Origin of the sequence: Dyella amyloliquefaciens, assembly GCF_004296575.1 — a bacterium.
GTDB lineage: Bacteria > Pseudomonadota > Gammaproteobacteria > Xanthomonadales > Rhodanobacteraceae > Dyella > Dyella amyloliquefaciens.
The window spans coordinates 773,825-789,658 of sequence record NZ_SAYT01000001.1; the positions used below are offsets into that span (position 1 = coordinate 773,825).

At 64.3% G+C, this 15,834-nt stretch carries 13 protein-coding genes; 5 read left to right on the top strand and 8 right to left on the bottom strand.

Features of this window, described 5'->3' with window-relative positions; all coding sequences use genetic code 11:
* Positions 1–4: 4 nt before the first annotated feature.
* Together ftsZ and lpxC are read left to right on the top strand one after the other, a co-directional pair.
* Positions 5–1,186: a cell division protein FtsZ gene (gene ftsZ, locus EPB08_RS03175; RefSeq protein WP_130617595.1), complete on the top strand. Its 1,182-nt coding sequence runs from the start codon at positions 5–7 to the stop codon at positions 1,184–1,186.
* A 468-nt stretch (positions 1,187–1,654) separates the two neighbouring features.
* Positions 1,655–2,569, top strand: a complete 915-nt coding sequence (lpxC, locus tag EPB08_RS03180) for a UDP-3-O-acyl-N-acetylglucosamine deacetylase (protein ID WP_130617596.1) — start codon at positions 1,655–1,657, stop codon at positions 2,567–2,569.
* Positions 2,570–2,790: 221 nt separating this feature from the next.
* On the opposite strand, the gene EPB08_RS03185 is transcribed toward lpxC, so the two are convergent.
* Positions 2,791–3,276: a DciA family protein gene (locus EPB08_RS03185; protein WP_130617597.1), complete on the bottom strand. Its 486-nt coding sequence runs from the start codon at positions 3,274–3,276 to the stop codon at positions 2,791–2,793.
* A gap of 29 nt (positions 3,277–3,305) precedes the next feature.
* Here EPB08_RS03185 and EPB08_RS03190 point away from each other — a divergent pair, with 29 nt between their 5' ends.
* Positions 3,306–4,235 carry a M23 family metallopeptidase gene (locus tag EPB08_RS03190; RefSeq protein WP_130617598.1) on the top strand — a complete coding sequence of 310 codons (930 nt, stop codon included), beginning with the start codon at positions 3,306–3,308 and terminating at the stop codon, positions 4,233–4,235.
* Between the two features lie 237 nt (positions 4,236–4,472).
* Positions 4,473–7,205: a preprotein translocase subunit SecA gene (gene secA / locus EPB08_RS03195; RefSeq protein ID WP_130617599.1), complete on the top strand. Its 2,733-nt coding sequence runs from the start codon at positions 4,473–4,475 to the stop codon at positions 7,203–7,205.
* A gap of 183 nt (positions 7,206–7,388) precedes the next feature.
* Here secA and EPB08_RS03200 read toward each other — a convergent pair whose 3' ends face one another.
* The 6 genes from EPB08_RS03200 to EPB08_RS03225 form a co-directional block, all read right to left on the bottom strand.
* Positions 7,389–8,240: a symmetrical bis(5'-nucleosyl)-tetraphosphatase gene (locus tag EPB08_RS03200; protein ID WP_130617600.1), complete on the bottom strand. Its 852-nt coding sequence runs from the start codon at positions 8,238–8,240 to the stop codon at positions 7,389–7,391.
* Positions 8,240–8,623, bottom strand: coding sequence for a Co2+/Mg2+ efflux protein ApaG (gene apaG / locus EPB08_RS03205; protein WP_130617601.1), 384 nt, complete (start codon positions 8,621–8,623; stop codon positions 8,240–8,242). The genes EPB08_RS03200 and apaG overlap by 1 nt, the downstream gene beginning before the upstream one ends.
* An 89-nt stretch (positions 8,624–8,712) precedes the next feature.
* Positions 8,713–9,498 carry a 16S rRNA (adenine(1518)-N(6)/adenine(1519)-N(6))-dimethyltransferase RsmA gene (gene rsmA, locus EPB08_RS03210; protein WP_130617886.1) on the bottom strand — a complete coding sequence of 262 codons (786 nt, stop codon included), beginning with the start codon at positions 9,496–9,498 and terminating at the stop codon, positions 8,713–8,715.
* Between the two features lie 49 nt (positions 9,499–9,547).
* Positions 9,548–10,549 (bottom strand): 4-hydroxythreonine-4-phosphate dehydrogenase PdxA, encoded by a 1,002-nt coding sequence (gene pdxA / locus EPB08_RS03215; RefSeq protein WP_165418383.1) that lies wholly within the window; start codon positions 10,547–10,549, stop codon positions 9,548–9,550.
* 7 nt (positions 10,550–10,556) lie between these two features.
* The gene (locus EPB08_RS03220) at positions 10,557–11,906 is read right to left on the bottom strand and encodes a peptidylprolyl isomerase (RefSeq protein WP_130617602.1); all 1,350 of its coding nucleotides are present in this window, start codon (positions 11,904–11,906) and stop codon (positions 10,557–10,559) included.
* Between the two features lie 38 nt (positions 11,907–11,944).
* A complete protein-coding gene (locus EPB08_RS03225) occupies positions 11,945–14,404 on the bottom strand; it encodes an LPS-assembly protein LptD (RefSeq protein WP_130617603.1) in 2,460 nt (819 codons plus the stop codon).
* 92 nt (positions 14,405–14,496) lie between these two features.
* Between EPB08_RS03225 and msrB the strand changes: the two genes are divergently transcribed.
* Positions 14,497–14,898 (top strand): peptide-methionine (R)-S-oxide reductase MsrB, encoded by a 402-nt coding sequence (msrB, locus tag EPB08_RS03230; RefSeq protein ID WP_130617604.1) that lies wholly within the window; start codon positions 14,497–14,499, stop codon positions 14,896–14,898.
* Positions 14,899–14,903: 5 nt separating this feature from the next.
* Here the strand turns inward: msrB and EPB08_RS03235 are convergent, their stop codons facing one another.
* Positions 14,904–15,824 carry a histone deacetylase family protein gene (locus tag EPB08_RS03235; protein ID WP_205746278.1) on the bottom strand — a complete coding sequence of 307 codons (921 nt, stop codon included), beginning with the start codon at positions 15,822–15,824 and terminating at the stop codon, positions 14,904–14,906.
* Positions 15,825–15,834 lie beyond the last annotated feature (10 nt).

The window sequence follows — 15,834 nt, forward strand, 5'->3', positions numbered from 1 at the left end:
GGAAATGTTTGAACTGATCGAAAAACTCGCACCCAATGCAGTCATCAAGGTCATCGGCGTGGGTGGCGGCGGCGGTAACGCCGTGGCCCACATGCTCAATGCAAACATCGAAGGCGTCGAGTTCGTCGTCGCCAACACCGACGCGCAGGCCATGAAGAGCTGCGGTTCGCGTACGCACCTGCAGCTGGGTGCCAACGTGACCAAGGGCCTGGGCGCCGGCGCCAACCCGGAAGTGGGCCGCCAGGCCGCACTGGAAGACCGTGAGCGCATCGAGGAAGTGCTCGAGGGCGCGGACATGGTGTTCATCACCTGCGGCATGGGCGGCGGCACCGGCACGGGCGCAGCCCCGGTCGTGGCGCAGCTCGCCAAGGAGAAGGGCATCCTCACGGTGGCCGTGGTCACCAAGCCGTTCCCGTTCGAAGGCCGTCGTCGCATGCAGGTCGCGGCCAAGGGCATCGAAGACCTCTCGCAGCACGTCGATTCGCTGATCACCGTGCCCAACGAGAAGCTGTTGTCGGTGCTGGGCCGTGAAGTGACGCTTCTTAATGCGTTCAAGGCCGCCAACGACGTGCTGCAGGGTGCCGTGCAGGGTATCGCCGACCTCATCACCGCGCCGGGCCTGATCAACGTCGACTTCGCCGACGTGCGCACCGTGATGTCCGAAATGGGCATGGCGATGATGGGTTCGGGCACCGCCCGCGGCGACGACCGCGCGCAGGCTGCCGCCGAAGCCGCCATCAACAACCCGCTGCTGGAAGACGTCAACCTCAATGGCGCCTGCGGCATCCTCGTCAACGTCACCGCCGGTCCGAACCTGACCATGCGCGAATTCGACGAAATCGGTCGCATCATCCACGACTTCGCCAGCGAAGACGCCACCGTGGTCATGGGTACCTCGCTCGACCCGGAAATGCAGGACGACGTGCGCGTCACCGTTGTGGCCACCGGCCTCAACCGCGCTGCGGCCCGCCAGCCGATCCGCCCGGTCGTCACCCAGCAGGTCGAAATGCGCCAGCGTCCGCGTCCGGTCGTGCTCCGCACGGGTACCGGCAACGAAGTGGTGGATTACGCCCAGCCGGAAGTGACCACGACCAGCCGCGTCGAGGCCAGCACCTCGGCCAAGAGCGCCGATCCGAGCTTCGACTACCTGGACATTCCGGCCTTCCTTCGCCGTCAGGCCGACTGAGATAGCTGACAGGGCAAATAATTTGAAGAAAAATTGAACAAATCGCCGGTTTCACTTGTCAGTAACGAAACGCACGCCTGATCCTTTTTCATGGAAAGCGGGTGTGCGCAAGGTCTTACGCCCTTTGGGCGGTATGTCCACTGACGTGGCCGGCGTGCGTTCTGAACGTACGCAAGCTCCAACGACTGTGCTTCAGGGATGACGCATGGCCTGCCGAGAAATGATTTTTCGGCTGGCCCGGCACCCCGTGACCGGAATCCCGTCCCGGTCCGGGGTGCTGTGTCAGAACCTAAGTTATTGAAGTTGTTGGAGATGTAACTGATCACCCCATGAATGAATGTTATTCATGAATGAAAGGAACATGAAAGGGTGAACAGTGTGTGCGGAATGGATCGCCTTTTCACAGGTTAAGACTGTGTTAGCATCCGTTCCCTAAATTGGCTGCTGCCCCTTACAGGTACCCAAAAAATGATCAAGCAGCGTACGCTCAAGAACATCATTCGCGCCACAGGCGTCGGTCTGCATACCGGCGACAAGGTGTACATGACGCTTCGCCCCGCGGCCCCTAATACGGGCATCGTGTTTCGTCGTACCGATCTGAATCCGCCGGTGGAAATCCACGCCCGTCCCGACAACGTCGGTGACACGCGTCTGTCCACCACGCTGGTCAACGGCGATGTGCGCGTCTCCACCGTGGAGCATCTGCTCTCGGCGATGGCGGGCCTTGGTATCGACAACGCTTATGTCGATCTTTCCGCGCCGGAAGTGCCGATCATGGACGGCAGCGCGGGTCCGTTCGTGTTCCTGCTGCAGTCCGCAGGCATCGAGGAACAGAACGTCGCCAAGCGCTTCATCCGCATCAAGAAGCCGATCAAGGTGCAGGAAGGCGACAAGTGGGCCACTTTCGAACCGTTCGAAGGCTTCAAGGTTGGCTTCTCGATCGAGTTCAACCACCCGATCATCAGCAAGCGCACCTCCAAGGCGGAGATCGATTTCTCCACCACGTCGTTCGTGAAGGAAGTGAGCCGCGCCCGCACCTTCGGTTTCATGCGTGACATCGAAATGCTGCGCGAACACAACCTCGCGCTCGGCGGCTCGATGGACAACGCCGTGGTGCTCGATGACTACCGCGTGCTCAACGAAGACGGCCTCCGTTACGAGGACGAATTCGTCAAGCACAAGATCCTCGACGCGATCGGCGACCTCTACCTGCTGGGCCACAGCCTGGTCGGCGCCTACTACGCGCACAAGTCGGGCCACGAGCTCAACAACAAGCTGCTGCGCACCCTGATGGCCGACGCCACGGCGTGGGAAGAAGTGAGCTTCGCGGACGACCCGGCCACCGCGCCGATCTCCTACGCGCATCCCGCCCAGGCGATCTGATCGCGTAAGTACTTCACAAAGCTGAATAAACTGAACGGCCGCGTCTTCAGGGACGCGGCCGTTCGTTTTGTGATATACCTCGCGCCTTCCATTGGCAGCTGTTCACGTACTGATGACATCAGGGTCTATCAGGGCCGTGGGGGCGTGGTATAAACCCACCCGGGCCGACCTCAGGGTCGGTGCAGGGGAAGTACCGCAATGGTATCGGTGGAGCGCGGACGTCAGTCCGTCGGTTCACCGAATCGGGAATCAGAAACTTCGGCGACGGACGCCAGCTCAAGGAACAGTTCCCGCAATTCGGGGTCTGTGGTTGAGGCTGCGGCGGCTCTCAGGTGAGAGGCGGCGGCCTTCGAAAGCGGTTTTGACCGATCCGGCACGATGTCTGCCGGTGGAGGGGGGGCCACTTTCACGGTGACCGAACTGGCGTACGTGCCTACAGCACGCGCGGTCGAGAGGATTTGCGTCTGGAGAAGACGCAGCCTGGCGGCCAGGGCCGGCGAGGGAGCCAGAAAAACGAGGCGGCCGTCTTGCAGGTTGGCGAAGCGAACCTGCTCGCGGAGTGGTGACGGTAACGTCTGGCGTAGTGCGCGATCCAATGCATCCAGCTCACGGGCTTTGCGGGCCAGTGAGGCAATGGGGCCGAAGGCGGTGACGGGCGTAAGCCCAGAACCCTTGCGGCGGGAGGGTGGTGGAGCGTCGCGCTGCATGGATACCGACATCTTCGACGAAGAAAGACATGCAAATCATACTTGTGTCCCGCACCAAAAAGGTGCCCAAAACGTTCAATCTCGCCGACCGGCGCCTGCGATGGCGACTGTTGGGCGTGGCGGTCGCGGCGGTGGTGGGATGTGCGGGATTGGGCGGTGCCCTCGCGATGGCCGTGGCCAGTCCGCATGACCGCGCGTTGACCGAGATCCGCCAGCTGCGCCAGCAGGTCCAGCAGCAGGACAAGCAATTGGTCGGCGTCCGCAAGGATGCCCAGCGCGATATCGATGCCCTGGCCGTGAAGTTGGGCCAGCTCCAGGCTCAGTCGACCCGTCTCAATGCGCTGGGCGAACGCCTCACCCAGGTCGGCAAGCTCGACGATGGCGAGTTCAATTTTGACGAGCAGCCTGCCGTCGGTGGTGTGGAAGACTCGCTGGGCGGCGGCTACGCCCTGCCGCAGACCCTCGATACCAGCATCAACCAGCTAGCGAACCAGTTCGACAGCCAGCAGGCGCAGCTTTCCGCGCTGCAGAGCCTGTTGCTGGACGCCAAGATCGAATCCAATCTCAAGCCCACCGGCATGCCGGTCGACGGCTACATCTCCTCCTATTTCGGTGGTCGCCCCGACCCGTTCAGTGGGCACAGCGCGTATCACACGGGTCTGGATATCTCGACGCCCAAGGGCACCGAGGTGCATGCGGTCGCCGAAGGCATGGTCACCTACGCCGGCGAGCGCACCGGTTACGGTGAGGTGATCGAAATTGACCACGGCAACGGCTACATGACCCGCTATGCGCACAACAGCAAGCTGGATGTCCGTCCGGGCCAGCGTGTGCACGTGGGCGACGTGATCTCCGAGGCCGGCTCTACCGGGCGGTCGACGGGTTCTCACGTGCATTTCGAGGTCTGGTACAAGGGGCGCGTGGTCAACCCCCTGGCCTTCGTGAAAAACCATCGCTGACCGCGGTCCCGGGAGGCCCCTTGCCGCCCTTGAAAGCCTTTGCGCGAGCCGCCACACCTAGACCGGGACGATGATCGGGGGAGTCCGCGGGGCGCCATGACGGCGGATGTCCCGCCAGGCCGCGGGAGGGTGACCTCCGGCGTTTGGGATAGCCCGCCGACCCTAGTATCATCAATCCTTTCGTCCCGCCCGGTTTACCCGGAGCGGGCGGCTCATGAATCCTGATCCGGAAGATCGATGCTCAACCGTGCCCTGACGAGCCTTTTCGGTAGCCGCAATGAACGCGTGCTCCGCCAGCTCTCCAAGACTGTCGCGCGCATCAACGCGCTGGAACCCGAGTTCGAGAAGCTGAGCGACGAGGCGCTGCGCGCCAAGACCGACGAGTTCAAGCAGCGTGTTGCCGGTGGCGAGTCGCTGGACAAGTTGTTGCCGGAGGCTTTTGCGGTCGTGCGCGAGGGTGCCAAGCGCGTGCTCGGCATGCGCCACTACGACGTGCAGATGATCGGCGGCATGGTGCTGCATTCGGGCCGTATCGCCGAAATGCGCACGGGTGAAGGCAAGACCCTGGTCGGCACGCTGCCGGTGTACCTCAACGCCCTGGAAGGCAAGGGCGTGCACGTGGTGACGGTCAACGACTACCTGGCCCGCCGCGACTCCGCCCAGATGGGCAAGCTGTACGGCTTCCTGGGCCTGACCACGGGTGTGGTGTGGCCGGGCATGGACCATGCCGACAAGCATGTCGCGTATTCCGCCGACATCACCTACGGCACCAATAACGAATTCGGCTTCGACTACCTGCGCGACAACATGGCGCTCAGCAAGGATCAGCGCTACCAGCGCGGCCTGCACTACGCCATCGTCGACGAAGTCGACTCCATCCTGATCGACGAGGCGCGTACGCCGCTGATCATCTCCGGCCCGGCCGAAGATTCCCCGCAGCTGTACATCTCGGTGAACAAGATCGTCCCGAAGATGATCCGCCAGGAAAAGGAAGATGCGTCCGGCGATTATTTCGTCGACGAGAAGCAGAAGCAGGTGCACCTGTCCGAAGAAGGCATGTCGCATGCGGACGAGCTGCTGCGCGAAGCCGGCGTGATCGATCCGGAAAGCGGCCTGTACGACTCCAAGAACCTGGCCGTCGTGCACCACCTCAATGCGGCGCTGCGTGCGAACGCGATCTATCACCGTGACGTGGACTACATCGTCCGCGACGGCGAGGTGGTGATCGTGGACGAATTCACCGGCCGCACGCTGCAGGGCCGCCGCTGGTCGGATGGCCTGCATCAGGCAGTGGAAGCGAAGGAAGGCGTGCCGATCCAGCGCGAGAACCAGACGCTGGCGACGGTTACGTTCCAGAACCTGTTCCGCATGTACAAGAAGCTGGCCGGCATGACCGGTACGGCCGATACGGAAGCGTACGAATTCCAGCAGATCTACGGCCTGGAAGTGGTGGTGATTCCCACCCACAAGCCGATGATCCGCAAGGACAACCCGGACATGGTCTTCCTTGGCCAGCAGGCCAAGTACAACCATGTGATCGAGGACATCAAGGATTGCAACAAGCGCGGCCAGCCCGTGCTGGTGGGCACCACGTCCATCGAAGTTTCCGAGCTGCTGTCGAACCTGCTGCGCAAGGAAAAGATCCCGCACGAGGTGCTCAACGCCAAGCAGCATGAGCGCGAGGCGCACATCGTGGCCCAGGCCGGTGCGCCGGGCTCGGTGACCATTGCCACCAACATGGCCGGTCGCGGTACCGACATCGTGCTGGGTGGCAGTCTCGAAGCGGCGATGGCGACGTTGCCGGAAGACGCTTCGGAAACCGAGCGCGCGAAGACCAAGTCCGACTGGAAGAAGCGCCACGAGCAGGTGCTTGCCTCGGGTGGCCTGCACATCGTGGGCACCGAGCGCCACGAGTCGCGTCGTATCGACAACCAGCTGCGTGGCCGTTCGGGCCGCCAGGGCGACCCGGGCTCCTCGCGCTTCTATCTGTCGCTGGAAGACAACCTCCTGCGCATCTTCGCTGGCGACTGGGTCGGCCGCTGGATGCGCATGTTCGGCATGAAGGAAGATGACGCGCTGGAAGACCGCATGGTCAGCCGCCAGATCGAAAAGGCGCAGCGCAAGGTCGAACAGCACAACTTCGATATCCGCAAGCACCTGCTGGAGTTCGACGACGTCGCCAACGACCAGCGCAAGGTGATCTATGCCCAGCGCGACGAACTGCTGGAAGTGGACGACGTGTCCGACACGATTGCCGACATCCGCGACGACGTGGTCACTGACCTGGTGCGTCGCCACGTGCCGGCGGACAGCGTGGACGAGCAGTGGGATATCGCCGGTCTCGATCGCGAACTCGAGAGCGAGTTTGGCCTGTCGCTGGATATGAAGCACTGGGTCGAACAGCAGCACGAGATCGACGACAAGACGATCCTCGAGCACGTGCGCGAGGGTCTCGAGCAGCTGTTCAAGGGCAAGGAGCAGCAGATCGGCGGCGAGACCATGCGCCAGCTCGAGAAGCACATCATGCTCAGCGTGGTCGACAACGCCTGGAAGGAACACCTGGCGAGCATGGACTACCTGCGCCAGGGCATTTATCTGCGCGGCTATGCGCAGAAGCAGCCCAAGCAGGAGTTCAAGCGCGAATCGTTCGAGCTGTTCTCCAGCATGCTCGACCGCATCAAGAGCGAAGTCGTGCAGATGCTGGCGCGTGTGCGCGTGCGCAGCGAAGAAGAAGTGGCTGCGATGGAAGCCGAGCAGCAGCGCCTCGCCGAACGACTGCAGCGCCAGATGCTGGCCAGCGGTGGTGGTGCGCCGGTTGGTGCGCTGGGCGCGGATGCGGAAGCCGTGGCGGCGAGCAGCATGGCTGCGGTGCCGCAGGGCAACCAGGAAGGTTCGCGCGTCGGTCGCAACGATCCTTGTCCCTGTGGCTCTGGCAAGAAGTTCAAGCACTGCCACGGTCAGCTGAGCTGATACGAAAAAACCCCGCCTTGGCGGGGTTTTTTTATGGCGCCCGGTTTCTTCTTTTGTAGGAGCGCACCCAGTGCGCGATCAACGCAGCGTTGCTATCCGTTGGCCGGGCTACTGCGTTGCCGCTTCGTAGGCTTTTCGCGCACTGGGTGCCCTCCTACAAAAAAGCGGGGCGAGATGGTGGCGTCAGTCACCGCCGCCAGGCGGACGCTTGCGATAAGGCTCCGCGTCGACGGCGATATAGCGCGGCTCTTCCTCGTCGAGGCGTAGTGCGGTGAGCTGGCCGCCCCACACGCAACCCGTGTCGATCGCATGGATGCCCAGGCCGGCGAACCGACCGAGCGCAGACCAGTGGCCGCACACGATGCGCGTCTCGCGGCGACGCATGCCGGGCACTTCGAACCATGGATACATGCCCGGCTTCTGCGTGCCGGGAATGCCCTTGCTTTCGAAGTCGATGCGCCCCTGGATATCGCAATAACGCATGCGCGTCAGCGTGTTGATCGAGGCGCGCATGCGCTCGATGCCCTGCAGGCGACCGTTCCAGGCGGCGGGGCGATTGCCAAACAGATTCTTCAGCAGGCGCGGGTGACGCGGACTGCCGAGTTCGCGCTCGATTTCCTGCGCGGAGCGCTGCGCCTGGCGTAGCGTCCAAGAGGGCGCGAGTCCGGCATGGACCATGGTCCAGTTGAGCTGCTCGTCATGATGCAGCAGCTTCTGCGAACGCAGCCATTCCATCAACACGGGCGCATCGTCCGCGAACAGCACCTCGCGCAGCTCGGGATTCACCTTTGACTGCGCTTCGGGACGCCGCTGCGCGATCGCCAGCAGACTGAGGTCGTGGTTACCCAGCGTCACCACGGATTGCTCGCGCAGGCTGTGGATCAGGCGCAGGGTCTGCAGGGACTGGCCGCCGCGATTGACGAGGTCGCCACAAAACCACAGGCGATCACTGGCGGGGTCGAAACGAAGCTTGTCGAGCAGGCGCTGGAGTTCGGGATAGCAGCCCTGCACATCACCGATCGCATAGATAGCCATCAGTGCAGCGTTCGCGGAATGGACAAGGTGAACGCCGGGATCGCCGCTTCGAAGTGGGTGCCGTCATCGGCCAGCATCTGGTAGCTGCCCTCCATGATGCCTACCGACGTTTCCAGCACGGCGCCCGAGGTGTACTCGTAACGATCGCCGGGGCGCATCCACGGCTGCTCGCCGACCACGCCCTCGCCAGTGACTTCTTCCACCTTGCCGTTGGCGTCGGTGATGACCCAGTGGCGCGACAACAGGCGTGCAGGTACATCGCCCGCGTTGTGCAGGGTGATGGTGTAGGCGAAAACGTAGCGGTTGTCGCCGGGACGGGATTGGTCGGGGACAAAGCGGGGTTCCACCTGCACGTCGATCGTGTAGGAAGATCTGTCGTTCATGCCGCGATTGTACGGGTTGTCGCATCCCATGGGGGAAGCTTGCATGCGTCGGGCTGAATCGGGGCGCGATGCGCGCGGACCCTTCGTATTCACTCCACGACGACACGCGCGAGGCGCACGTAATCCTGGGGCGAAAGCGTTTCTGCGCGCGCCTTGGGGTCGACATCGGCGGCCATGATCGCCTGGGCATCCATGACATGCTTGAGCGCGTTGCTCAGCGTCTTGCGACGCTGTGCGAACGCTGCCTTCACGATCGCGTAGATGCGCTCGGGGTCGGCATCCGGCAACTGGGCGGGCTCCAATGGCACCAGGCGCACCACGGCCGAATCGACCTTCGGCGGCGGCCGGAACGCGCCCGGTGGCACCACGAACAGTGGTTCCACGCGACAGGCCAGTTGCAGCATCACGGAAAGGCGTCCGTACACCTTGCTGCCCGGCTCGGCCGCCATGCGGTCGACCACTTCCTTTTGCAGCATGAAGTGCATGTCCTGGATCGCACGCGCATGTTCCACGCAATGAAACAGGATCGGGCTGGAGATGTAATACGGCAGGTTGCCGGCGACGCGCAGCCGCTCCACGCCATGCCGATGCGCGAGCGCCGTGAAGTCCACCTTCAGTACGTCCGAGTGGATGATGCTCAGCTCTCCCACGCTGGCGGCGCGCGCCTGCAGGTCGGGGATGAGATCGGTATCGAGCTCGATGGCCGTGAGTTTCTGCGCCGCTGCGAGCAGGGGCAGGGTCAGTGCGCCTTCGCCGGGGCCGATCTCGACCACGAAGTCGTCCGCGCGCGGCGAGATCGCGCTGACGATCCGCTCGATGTAGCGCTTCTCGTGCAGGAAGTGCTGGCCGAAACTCTTCTTGGGGCGGGCGTTCATCGGGGGAGACATAGGCTGCAAACCTCGGTGAAGTGGATCGTGTCGTTCTTCACGACATGTCGGCGCGGCGACGGATCAGGTCCAGCGCCATATTCGCCGCGGCGATCAGGCTGGACGGGTCGGCCTTGCCGGTCCCGGCAAGGTCGAGCGCGGTGCCGTGATCGACCGAGGTGCGGATGAAGGGCAGCCCCAGCGTGAGGTTGACCGTGCGGTCGAAGGCTTCGCTCTTGAGCACCGGCAGCGCCTGGTCGTGGTACATGGCGAGCACCGCGTCGTAGCGTCCGCGTTGGGCCGGTACGAAAGCGGTGTCAGCCGGGAGCGGTCCCACCAGCGACATGCCCTCGCTGCGCAAGGCGTCGAGCAGGGGGATGATCGTGTCCAGTTCCTCGCGCCCCAGGTGCCCGCCTTCGCCCGCGTGGGGATTGAGGCCGAGCACGCCGATACGCGGCTCGGCGAAGCCGTACTTGGCGCGCAATTCATGGTGGACGATGCGCAGCACGCGCCCGAGCACCTCGCGGGTGATCGCCGCGGGTACGGCGGACAGCGGGAGATGCGTGGTGGCGAGCGCCACCCGCAGCTCGGGGCTGGCAAGCATCATCACTACGTCGGCCTGGGCACGCTCGGCGAAGAACTCGGTGTGACCGCTGAAGGGGATGCCGGCTTCGTTGATGGACGCCTTCTGCAGCGGTGCCGTAACGATGGCGTCGTAACGGCCCGCCATGCAGCCATCGGCGGCCTCGGCGAGCGTGGCAAGCACATGGCTGGCATTGCGCGGGTCGGGGTGGCCGGGCTGCTCTGTGGCGGCCAGTGGCACGTGGTGAACGCGCAGCTGGCCCGCCGCGCGCCGATCCGTCGCCGTGCCGTCGTCATCGATCAGCTCGATGTCCAGCCCACAGCGCGCTGCGGCGCGGCGTAGCAGTGCGCGGTCGCTCACCGCAACGAAATTGGCCGCCAGCGGAGTGGCGGCCAATCGGATGAGCAGTTCGGGACCGATCCCCGCCGGCTCACCCGCGGTAACGGCCAGCCGGGGCAGGGCGCGGTCAGCGTTCAATGCGGCCTCAGGAGGACTTGCCGCCCTGCGGCTGGCTGCCCGGTTCACGCAGCTCGGGCACCAGGATGTTCACGTAAGCGCTGGAACGCATCTCGCGCAGGTAGTCGTCGTACACCTGCTCGGCCTTGCGGTTACCGATGGCCTGGCGCGCCTGGTTGCGCTCCATTTCATCGGTACGGTCGCTCTGGCGGGTGCCAAGGCGCTCCAGGATGTGCCAGCCCACTTCGCTCTGGAAGGGCTGCGTGATCTGGCCGTCCTTCAGGTTGGCCAGCTGTTGGCCGATGCTCGAACCCCAGTCGCCCTGGGCGAACCAGCCCATGTCGCCGCCGTTGTTGGCGGTGGTGTCGTCCTTGGAGTTCTCCTTCGCCAGCTTGGCGAAGTCCTCATGCTTGTTGACGATACGGTTGTACAGGTCTTCCGCCTTCTGGTGGGCCTGTTCCGGCGTCAGCAGTTCGCTGGGCTTGATCAGGATCTGGCGGGCGTGGAACTCCTGCACGACCTGGCGGCTCGGGGTGCGCTGCTCGATCAGCTTGAGGATGTGAAAGCCGGTGGGGCCGCGCATGGCCGGAGTGACGTCGCCCGCCTTCATGTTGGACACGGCGTCGGCAAAGGCCGGCGGGATTTCGTCCAGGCGGCGCCAGCCGAGGTCGCCGCCGTCCAGGGCATCCTGGCCGTCGGAGTAGCGGATGGCCGCGGCGTGGAAATCCATGCCGCCCTTGATGGCGTCCACGGCCTGGGTGGCCTTGTCCTGGGCGGCCTTGATGTCCGCGGCGCTGGCGCCGGCCGGCAGGCTGACCTGGATGTGGGCCAGGTGAACTTCGCCCGCCTTGTAGGTCGGGCTGGCCAGCATGTTGTTGATTTCGCTGTCGGTGATGCTGACCTGGTCGCGCACCACGCTGTCGTGCAGGCGCTGCGCTACCAGCTGGTCACCCAGCTGATGGCGGAAGGCGGCCCAGCTGGAACCGTCCTGCTCGACGGCCGCACGCAACTGGTCCGACGACATGTGGTTCTGCTGCGCCACGGCGTTCACGGCCTGATCGACGTCGGCGTCCGAGACACGGATGCCCTGGTCGTCGGCGCGCTGCACCTGCAGGCGCATCAGGATCAGGCGATCCAGCACCTGACGCTGCAGCACGTCCATCGGCGGCAACTGGCCCGGGTTGCGCGCGTACTGCTGCTGGACGGAACGTACCGCCTCGTTCAGCTCGCTCTGCAGGATCACGCCCTCGTCCACCACCGCCACGATACGGTCAAGCGGCTGCTTGCCTGTCGCCGCTTGCGGCAACAGCTGGGCATGGGTGGGCAGGGCGGTCGCGGTGGCGATCGCGAGCAGGAACAACGCCAAAGGCTGCTTCATCAGTCGGGGGCCTTCAATCGCCAGAGGCGACAGGGAAGTTATTGATAACCAAGAATACCATTACGCAGGGAGCTTTCCGACTGACCGGTGAACCCGCCCATGCCCTTGAACTCGACTTCCAGCATGATTGCCGTGTTGGCCGAGCCCAGCTGCGTCGAGTAGTTATAGGTGTTCACGTAGTGCCGGCCGATCAGGCGCAGTGCCACGCAGCAGCTGTCGTACTCCACGCCCGCCAGGGCCTCCACCGTCTTCTTGTCGAGCACTGAATAGGTCCAGTGGCCGAGCAGGCGCCAGCGATCGGAAATGGGATAGACCACCGAGGCGTCATATTGTTCCAGCAGGGGCGTTTCCGTACCCGGCTGGCGACGATAACGGTAGGAGAAGTTGATGATGCCGTCGGTCTTGATGCGCTTCTGCAGGGTCAGGGCGCCCAGGTCGGTCAGGCTGGTATTGGGGTTCCACTGGTACTGCGAGGTCAGGCGCCAGTCGTCGCTGAGCTGGGTATTGAGCTCGACCACATAGTCCGAGCCGGACCAGTCGGTGGCCGGCGAGACCGTGCTCTGGCCATTGGGCAGCTGCACTTGCTGCTGGGTGAAGTAGCGGATCTGGCCGAAGGTGGCCGACAGCCGTTCCACGCCGTTATCGTCGAGCAGGCGGGAGGTGAGCGCGGCACTCAGGTTGTTCGCGTTCATCTGACGGTCCGCGCCCGAGTACGTGTTCGTAGTGAATAGCTCCCAGGTGTCGAACGACATCAGGTTGGTATCGAACAGCGGAATGTTGTCCTGGTTGCGATACGGCACGTACAAGTAGTACAGGCGCGGTTCCAGCGTCTGTGTGTAGTTGGTGCCGAACAGTGACGTGCTGCGATCGAAGACCAGGCCGCTGTCCACGCTCACGACCGGCAGCGAGCGGCTGGGCGAGTTGCTGGTGAACGGTGAGGCTTGGTTCGGCACAAGCGGGCCCTGGTAACCGTATTGCTCGTAGTTGCCCTGCAGGTCATAGGCGGTATAGCGGTAGGCGACCCTGGGCTTGACGAACCATGCGGCGCCGCGGAAGTCCGCCGCGATATACGGGTACAGGTCCAGGCGGTTGCCTTCCACCACGTCTTCCTTGCGGAACGCGACGGCCTCGGTGTTCGCGCCGACATCCAGCCAGCGGTTGATCGGGTAGTCCACGTTGAAGGCGCCGCGCGGCCAGCGCTTGTACTGCACCACGCTGTCGGGCAGCGAAGGGTCCACGTTCTGGTAGTAGTCCGCACCCAGTTGGGCGTTCCAGTAGGCGCTGCCCCAACGGCCAGCACCATTGATATAGGTACTGGAGCCGAGCGTGCCGATGGCCGAGGTGTACAGGTCGTTGCCGAAGTCGCGCAGGTAGTTGCGATCAGAGGCGCGATTGATGGAGGCGCTGAGTGACCACGGGCCATACAGGTGCGTGATGTCGTTGTACTTCAACAGCCAGCGATTATCGCCCTGAGTGTTCTCGGTGCTGTCCGGGTCCGACTCGCCGCGGTCATTGGGCAGGAATTCGAAGTTCAATTGGCCGAGGCTGCCCGGGACCAGGTAGCGAAATTCACCGCCCAGCATCACGCCGCGATCGGTATAGATGCGCGGATCCAGCGTCGCGTCATAGTTCGGCGCAAGGTTGAGGTAGTACGGCGCGCTGACCGTGAAGCCCGAGCGGCTGGAGTTGCCGATGGTCGGGGTCAGGAAGCCGGTCTTGCGTCGATCGTCGATCGGGAACGAGAACGTGGGCAGGTAGAAAAACGGCACGCCATAGACCGACATGGTGGCGTCATGCGCGACGCCTTCGCCGGTCTCCTTGTCCATCCGGATGTCCTTGCCCTTGATCTCCCAGATGTGATCGCCCACGTCGCAGGTGGAGTAGGTGGCCTGCGTGTAACGACTGCGCTGGTCGTCCAGCATCTGGCCCTGCTGGGCGACGCCGTTGCCGCGGTTGGTCAGCATCTGATAGCTGACGTTGTCCGCGATGGCCGTACTGGCGGTCTGGTTGCCGCGGATATGGTCCGCCGACATCAGCTGGCCGGCTTCCTGGTAGCGCACGTTGCCGCGGGCGTCGTAGTCGGTGGTGTCGTCGTTGTAGTCCGCGACGTCCGCCTGCATGCGCTGGTCGGCGCGGTCCACCTTCACCTCGCCTTCCAGGTGATAGACGGTCTGGTTGGAACCGTCCACGCGCTGGGCGGTGACGTAGGTGTTGGAGGTGTCGCGTACCGAGCTGTCCTTGCTGAGTGTCGGGTCGTAGAACGACAGCATGGCGTTGGGGCGGCACATGGCATAGTTCACCGGACGCGTCGGGCAGCGGAACGCGCCCAGCGGACAGTTGGCTATGGCCGGCGGCGGCGTGTTGCTGGCCGGCGCCGTGGGCGCGGGCTGGTCCGAGGTCGACTGGGCCTCCACCGGGCCACCGAACAGGGCGAGCGCGGCAGCGACCGCCAGCAGGCGGCGCGGGGGCAGGTGGCGCGAAGTCGGCTTGGGCGTCACGTTGGCGGTCTGTCGGCTGGGAGGCTCGTAAAACTAGCAGAAAGCCCCCATGGAAGGCAGTTGGACACCACCAGGATCAGAGGAGGATTCACGTGAGCGAGCAGAACCCGAGCACGAAGGACGACCAGTGGCGCAGCCGGCTGACGCCCGAGCAGTACGCCGTATGCCGCTGCTCCGCGACCGAGCCGCCGTTCAGTGGAAAGTGGTACTGGCACAAGGCCGCTGGCACCTACATATGCGTCGCGTGCCGCGCGAAGTTGTTCGCGTCCGAGGCCAAATACGATTCGGGCTCCGGTTGGCCCAGCTACTTCCAGCCGATTTCACGGGCGGCCGTCAGCGTGCTTCAGGACGAGAGCCATGGCATGCGCCGCACCGAGGTGCGCTGCGCCGGATGTGACTCCCATCTGGGACACGTGTTTCCCGATGGTCCCAAGCCCACCGGACTGCGTTACTGCATCAACTCCGTGGCGCTGGATTTCCTGCCGATCGCGTGAGGGCTTCAGGCCTCCAGCAGTTCGCCGACGTGCGCGGCGACGCTGGTGGCCAGGGCCAGCAGGTTGTAGCCACCTTCCAGGGTCGAGACCAGGCGGCCCTGGGCGTGGGCGTCGGCCACATTCACCAGGCGGCTGGTGATCCAGGTGTAGTCCTCGCTGCCCAGTCGCAGGTCGGCCAGCGGATCGTTGCGGTGGGCATCGAAGCCTGCGGACACCAGCACCAGCTGCGGCTTGAACGCGTGCATGCGCGGCAGCAGCACGCCCTCCCACAGCTCTCGGAAGGCGTAGGAACCATCGCCGGGTGACAGGGGGCCATTGACGATGTTGCCGGCGCCACGTTCATCCTCGCGTCCGGTTTCCGGGTACAGCGGCATCTGGTGGCTGGACAGGAACAACACGCGCGGCTCGCGCTCGAAGATGTCCTGCGTGCCGTTGCCGTGGTGCACGTCGAAATCGGCGATGGCTACCCGCTTGAGGCCATGCGCGGCGATGGCATGGGCCGCGGCCAACGCGACGTTGTTGAACAGGCAGAAGCCCATCGCGCGGTCGGGCGTGGCGTGATGGCCGGGCGGACGAACCGCACAGAAGGCACGTCCACCTTGCGGGCCCAGCACGGCATCGACCGCCGCCACCAGCGCGCCGGCAGCACGCAGTGCAGCCTCGGCGGAGCCCGGGGACATCAGCGTGTCCTCGTCGAGCCGTACCGTGCCGGTCTCGGGTAGGGTGCCGAGAATGCGATCGATGTGCTCCGCCGTGTGCACGCGCAGGAGCTGTTCGCGCGTGGCGCGCGGTGCTTCGATGCGGTCGAGCGCGGCGAAGCGATCGTGATCGAGCGCCTGCAGCACGGCACGCAGGCGCCCGGGAGACTCGGGTTGATCCGGGCCGGGATCATGCTGCAGGCAACTTGGATGGGTATAGAGCCGCAGCATGGGTGGC

Bases quoted from the DNA above. Each gene is read 5' to 3' on its own strand.
- ftsZ (WP_130617595.1), top strand. From the start codon at position 5: ATGTTTGAACTGATCGAAAAACTCGCACCCAATGCAGTCATCAAGGTC.
- lpxC (WP_130617596.1), top strand. From the start codon at position 1,655: ATGATCAAGCAGCGTACGCTCAAGAACATCATTCGCGCCACAGGCGTC.
- EPB08_RS03185 (WP_130617597.1), bottom strand. From the start codon at position 3,276: ATGCAGCGCGACGCTCCACCACCCTCCCGCCGCAAGGGTTCTGGGCTT.
- EPB08_RS03190 (WP_130617598.1), top strand. From the start codon at position 3,306: ATGCAAATCATACTTGTGTCCCGCACCAAAAAGGTGCCCAAAACGTTC.
- secA (WP_130617599.1), top strand. From the start codon at position 4,473: ATGCTCAACCGTGCCCTGACGAGCCTTTTCGGTAGCCGCAATGAACGC.
- EPB08_RS03200 (WP_130617600.1), bottom strand. From the start codon at position 8,240: ATGGCTATCTATGCGATCGGTGATGTGCAGGGCTGCTATCCCGAACTC.
- apaG (WP_130617601.1), bottom strand. From the start codon at position 8,623: ATGAACGACAGATCTTCCTACACGATCGACGTGCAGGTGGAACCCCGC.
- rsmA (WP_130617886.1), bottom strand. From the start codon at position 9,498: ATGAACGCCCGCCCCAAGAAGAGTTTCGGCCAGCACTTCCTGCACGAG.
- EPB08_RS03220 (WP_130617602.1), bottom strand. From the start codon at position 11,906: ATGAAGCAGCCTTTGGCGTTGTTCCTGCTCGCGATCGCCACCGCGACC.